Source organism: bacterium, assembly GCA_039961635.1.
Classification (GTDB): domain Bacteria; phylum 4484-113; class 4484-113; order JAGGVC01; family JAGGVC01; genus JABRWB01.
Genome location: JABRWB010000073.1, coordinates 1 through 4,710 on the forward strand (window position 1 = coordinate 1; position 4,710 = coordinate 4,710).

5 protein-coding genes are annotated in these 4,710 nt (G+C 59.9%); 2 read left to right on the forward strand and 3 right to left on the reverse strand.

Translation table 11 applies throughout. The annotated features are described in order from the left end of the window. Positions 1-434: 434 nt before the first annotated feature. Together HRF49_10705 and HRF49_10710 are read left to right on the forward strand one after the other, a co-directional pair. The gene (locus HRF49_10705) at positions 435-965 is read left to right on the forward strand and encodes an RNA polymerase sigma factor (protein ID MEP0815116.1); all 531 of its coding nucleotides are present in this window, start codon (positions 435-437) and stop codon (positions 963-965) included. Then, positions 962-1,876 (forward strand): hypothetical protein, encoded by a 915-nt coding sequence (locus HRF49_10710; GenBank protein ID MEP0815117.1) that lies wholly within the window; start codon positions 962-964, stop codon positions 1,874-1,876. The genes HRF49_10705 and HRF49_10710 overlap by 4 nt, the downstream gene beginning before the upstream one ends. A 106-nt stretch (positions 1,877-1,982) precedes the next feature. Here the strand turns inward: HRF49_10710 and HRF49_10715 are convergent, their stop codons facing one another. The 3 genes from HRF49_10715 to sthA all read right to left on the reverse strand — a co-directional run bounded on the left by HRF49_10715 (position 1,983) and on the right by sthA (position 4,503). Beyond that, positions 1,983-2,402, reverse strand: coding sequence for a hypothetical protein (locus HRF49_10715; GenBank protein MEP0815118.1), 420 nt, complete (start codon positions 2,400-2,402; stop codon positions 1,983-1,985). Between the two features lie 16 nt (positions 2,403-2,418). Then, positions 2,419-3,006 carry a hypothetical protein gene (locus tag HRF49_10720; protein MEP0815119.1) on the reverse strand — a complete coding sequence of 196 codons (588 nt, stop codon included), beginning with the start codon at positions 3,004-3,006 and terminating at the stop codon, positions 2,419-2,421. Between the two features lie 87 nt (positions 3,007-3,093). Beyond that, positions 3,094-4,503, reverse strand: a complete 1,410-nt coding sequence (gene sthA, locus HRF49_10725) for a Si-specific NAD(P)(+) transhydrogenase (GenBank protein ID MEP0815120.1) — start codon at positions 4,501-4,503, stop codon at positions 3,094-3,096. Positions 4,504-4,710: the final 207 nt, after the last annotated feature.

Sequence of the window (4,710 nt, forward strand, 5' to 3'; positions counted from 1 at the left end):
CCGTCATCCCTGGCGGCGTTGCCGCCGCGCGATTTGTTTGTTGCGCCGAGACCTTCCGGCTGGAGGGATTATACCCGAAAATCACCCTGTCAACAAGTTTTGGGAGTTAACTTAAAAAATATATCCTTGATACAATGTTCACAAGGTGGCGGCGAATGCATTCAATCCGTATAGCCGGGACTACGACGCGTGAGCGCAGTCTATGTATCCGAAGCGCAAGCGGCGAAACGGAAATACGCGCTTCCGGAAGAGGGAGCTGCAATCGGAATTAATTGGAACGGCGGCCGATTGCATTCACACGGTAAATGCGCTCCCAAAAAAAAGTAATGCAAGAGGAAGAAAAGCCATGCCTGGGGGAAAATAGTGCTGCGGCCGCCCCGCAATTGCCTCTGGCATGTCACCTTTCCCGCCCATCCCCCGTCTATCATGTCGTCATGACCGAAGCGCCGGCCAGGGAAAAATTCGAGCAAGCACTGACCGATCCGGTCTACGAGGCCGCGTGGCGGTACGCGCTGCGCCTTGCGGGGAGCCGTCCGGACGCGGAAGACCTCCTGCAGAGCGCGCTCGCCCGCGCCTTCGTCCGGTTCGGCCAGCTCCGGAGGCCCGAGGCTTTCCGGGCCTGGCTCTTCGCAATCGTAAGGAACGAGTTCCTCTCGCATAAGCGCCCGGCGGCGGCTGTATCGGGCGGCGGGGATGCGGCGCTCGATTACATACCCGCCGGGATGCCTGCGGATCCCGCCGCCCGCGAAGTGCTTGACGCGCTCGCGTCGCTTCCGTGGAACCACCGGGAGGTGCTCGAGCTGTTCTATTTGGAGCGGCTTAGCCTGAAGGAGACGGCGGCGGTGCTTGGCGTCGGCGTGAGCGCGGTCAAGCAGCGCGTGATGCGGGCCAGGCGGGCGCTGCGGGAGTTGGTTTTGCCCCGAAGGGAGCCGGGTGTGCCGGCCCAGGGAGGGGAATCGGCATGAAAAATATTCTTAACAAAATTGTGTTCGAGCGGGCGGGCCGCGGCGGACTTTCTCCATACGAAATCCGGGCGGCGGAAGCAGATGCGGAATTGCGGGCGCTTCTGGACGATAGCGTTGCGCTCGATTCCGCGGCGGCTGTGGCGTCGAATTCGGGAGCTACGTCGGCTCCAGAAAAGAGGCGGATGCTCGATGCGGCTTACGCCCGCTCAAGTTCCTTGAAGGAGGACAGGTTTTCGATGTTGAGATACGCACTTGCAGGAAAGAGATGGTACGTGCAGGTCGCCGCCGTCGCGGCGATTCTTTTGGCGGTTTTTGCAATCGCGAATTATCGCGTCGCGCCCACGTGGGCGCAGGAGGATGGCTGGGTGCTCGAATATTACTTCGGAAAGGTTGTTGAGGAAGGGCAGGATCCGGAAACGGTTTATCAGCCGATACTGGACAAGGTCGGCAAGTCGCTGAAAGAGCTTGCGCTGTCGCGCAGGCCGCCCGGCGAAAAAGATTACAAGCCCAGCATCATGGTCAACGTGATGGAAGAAAACGGCGAGTTGACGATGGCGATATCCGTTTTCGAAGGCAGAAATGTGACGATTGAAGATGTACGGGCCGCGCTCTCCGAAGTCCCCGGACTGCCGGAGCCGAAAATCGTCAGCGCCACCTGGTTCGCCGAAAACGGCGGGACGAATTCTGGGCTTCTTTCGGTGATGTGCGAGGGGCACCTATTCAACTTTCCCATCAACGCAACCGAGGCCGAAATCGAAAGCGCATTAAACGCTTGGTTGGCGGCAAACAAACCGGGCTTGATTGCGGACGCCGAGCTTCTGGTGAACATAGTTGCCGGCGAAGATGGCTCGGAAAAGAAGGAAATCAACCTCAAGATTGAGCTTAAGAACAAGAACGAGAGCGGCAAATAGCCTGATTCCGCATTTTCGCTCGAGTCGGCCGCGGGGAGACCCGCGGCCTTTTCGCGCCTTGCGCCCGCTGCTGTCTCGGCCGGTACTGCGGTTATCGCTCCGCCCGTCAAACTCCCACGTGGCCGGGGCCGGAGTCGTCGTCCTCCGATTCGTCCCCGCCGCCGCCCACGCGCGACATCCTGTCCGCGAGGTTTATCTTGTCCCGCGTTTTTTCAAGCTGCTCCTTGAGCGCGGGGAACTCTTCCTTTATCAGTTTTTGGCGCTCGATGGGATCCAACACCGCTTTGGGAGTGCGCCCGTACATCTCTACGTACCCGCATCCTATGCACATAAAGCAGTCAACCGGCGTCGCCCGGTCGTAGCGCACCTGCATGAATCCGTAGCTCGTGACGAAGTGCGGATCCTTGGTGACGCCGAAGTTGGCGACCGAGCTCAATTCCCCGTACACCATCGTGTGGCCGCACTTGGGGCACTCGCGCCGGTCGTGCATGTAATCCCGCTCTGAATATGTCTTTGCGTCGGTCATCAGATTTTAGATTCCGTCACCTGGGCCGCAGGAACAAAGCGATCCCCGCAATCCAGCCCAGTGCGAGCGCCGCCCATGCCGCAGTCGCGTTCATCAGCCCTTCGCGAAGCTCCAGCTTCGCCGCCGGCGGGCCCATCGCGCCGAGCGCCGGATAGCTGCCCGCGACCTGCTGAAACCTGAAATAGTACCAGCCGGAGTCGCCCATCAGCCGGAAATGGTTGGGCAGCACCGTGCGCTCTCCGGGCGCGAACTCCTTTTGCGTCACCGCAAGAAACACCGATTCCTTGCCCACCACCGCCTTGTTAGAGTCGAGAACGGCCAATGTTGTTTCCCAAAACTCGCCGCTTTCGGGAATTACAAGCTCCAGCCGGGCGAGGTAGTTAAGCCCCGAAACCATGTAAATCGGGCCGAAATCGAATCCGCGGGTCACGTCCTCGGCGCTGACCTGCTGCAAAAAAATTGTTCTGCCCCCCCAAACGTAGCCGAAATAAAACACGCCGGTGCCGCCGAAAATTAAAAGCACGGCCAGTACGCGCGCGAGCGCGTACACCCATCTCGGGAGCATCCGGCGCTCCTGCGGTGCGTCCGCGGGCTTTTTCTCCATACGGATGGTTCGATGCAAATACAGCCGTCCCAGCTAGCGCAAAATCGGCCGGCATTCCCCGGAACGCGCAGCCTGCGGCGCATGATATCACTTGACGGCCGGAGCGGGCGAGCCGTAGCCCAATTTGTCGCGCCCGTTTATCGCGGCCAGCTTGTAAGCCTCCGCCAGCGTGGGGTAGTTGAAAACCGTGTCAATGAAATAATTGAGCGTGCCCTGATAAATCAGCACAGCCTGGCCGATGTGAATAAGCTCGGTCGCGTTCGTTCCGATAATGTGGACGCCGTACAGCTTTCTCGTTTCGGGATCGAAGAGCAGCTTGACCAGCCCGTCCTCGTCGAAGACTATCTGGCCGCGCGCGGTGTCAAGGTAGTTGCCTATCCCCACTTCGTATTTGACGCCCTTCTTTTGCAGGCTGTCCTCGGACTCGCCCGCCATCGAAATCTCCGGAATCGTGTATATCCCGTACGGGAATATCGCCTGATATGGCACATCGGAAATGCCCAGCAGATGGTTCGCCGCCTTGCGCCCCTGCTCGCCCGAAGTGGACGCAAGCGCCGGAAAGCCGATTACGTCGCCCGCGGCAAGGATGTGGTAAGCCTCGGTGCGGAAGCACTCGTCAACCTTCAGGTGGCCGCGCTCGCCGACGGGGACTCCCGCAGCCTGCAGGTTCAGCCCCGCGGTGTTTCCCCGCCGCGACGCCGCGAACAACACCAGGTCGGCCTCGAATCCTTCCCCGTCGGAAAACTGCCCAACCACCCGGCCGGAGCTGTCGCGCCTCATTTTCGCGATTTCCTTGCCGAGCGCGAGCTTCACGTTGCTTCGCTGCATGTGGTTTTTGAGCGCCGCGACCAGCTCGCGGTCAACAAACGGGAGGATGTCCCTGTACGACGAAACGACGGTCACGTCTATATCCAGAAGCCCGAACATGCACGCATACTCGATCGCGATAACCCCGCCGCCGACGATGACGAGCTTTTGCGGCAGGAAGAGCAAATCGAGAATTTCATCCGTGGTCATTATCGTCCGGCCGTCGAAATCCACGCCCTCCGGACGGTGCGCGGCCGAACCCGTGCAGATTATGAAGCCGGACGCAGATAGCGACAGCGTTCGCTCGCTCGACGCCACGTTTATGGTGTGCGGATCCGTGAACGACGCCCTGCCCACAAGCACTTCGACGCCCTGCGAATCCAGGTGGTTGTGGATGACCTCGATTTCACGGCGGATTATTTCGTTGCAGCGGAAAAGCAAATCCTCGATTGTTATGTCGCGCTTGACGCGGTAATCCGGGCCGTAAATCTTGCGCTCGTTGTAGCCCGAAAGATAAATGATGGCCTCGCGCAGCGTCTTGGACGGAATCGTGCCGACATGCAGGCACATTCCGCCGACGACCTCGCGGTCGTCCACGAGCGCGACGCGGCGGCCCAGCTTGGCGCACTTGATGGCCGCCTGCTGGCCGGCAGGGCCGCATCCGATCACGATTACGTCGTAGTCTGGCATACTCGCTCCGAAAACGCGAAAGCAATATATACCAGCGACGGACGAAAACACGCGTCAATTTGGAAAAAATTTCAGGCGCGGGCGCGCCGTCGAAGCGTGCCGAATAAAAAGCGGGGAAGTCACTACCACCCCAAGCGCCTACGCTCGCTTCGCTCGCTACCGCTTGGGGGCCCCGGTTCCTCCTTTCGGCGTTCCATTCTTCCCAAA

Bases quoted from the DNA above. Each gene is read 5' to 3' on its own strand.
- HRF49_10705 (MEP0815116.1), top strand. From the start codon at position 435: ATGACCGAAGCGCCGGCCAGGGAAAAATTCGAGCAAGCACTGACCGAT.
- HRF49_10710 (MEP0815117.1), top strand. From the start codon at position 962: ATGAAAAATATTCTTAACAAAATTGTGTTCGAGCGGGCGGGCCGCGGC.
- HRF49_10715 (MEP0815118.1), bottom strand. From the start codon at position 2,402: ATGACCGACGCAAAGACATATTCAGAGCGGGATTACATGCACGACCGG.
- HRF49_10720 (MEP0815119.1), bottom strand. From the start codon at position 3,006: ATGGAGAAAAAGCCCGCGGACGCACCGCAGGAGCGCCGGATGCTCCCG.
- sthA (MEP0815120.1), bottom strand. From the start codon at position 4,503: ATGCCAGACTACGACGTAATCGTGATCGGATGCGGCCCTGCCGGCCAG.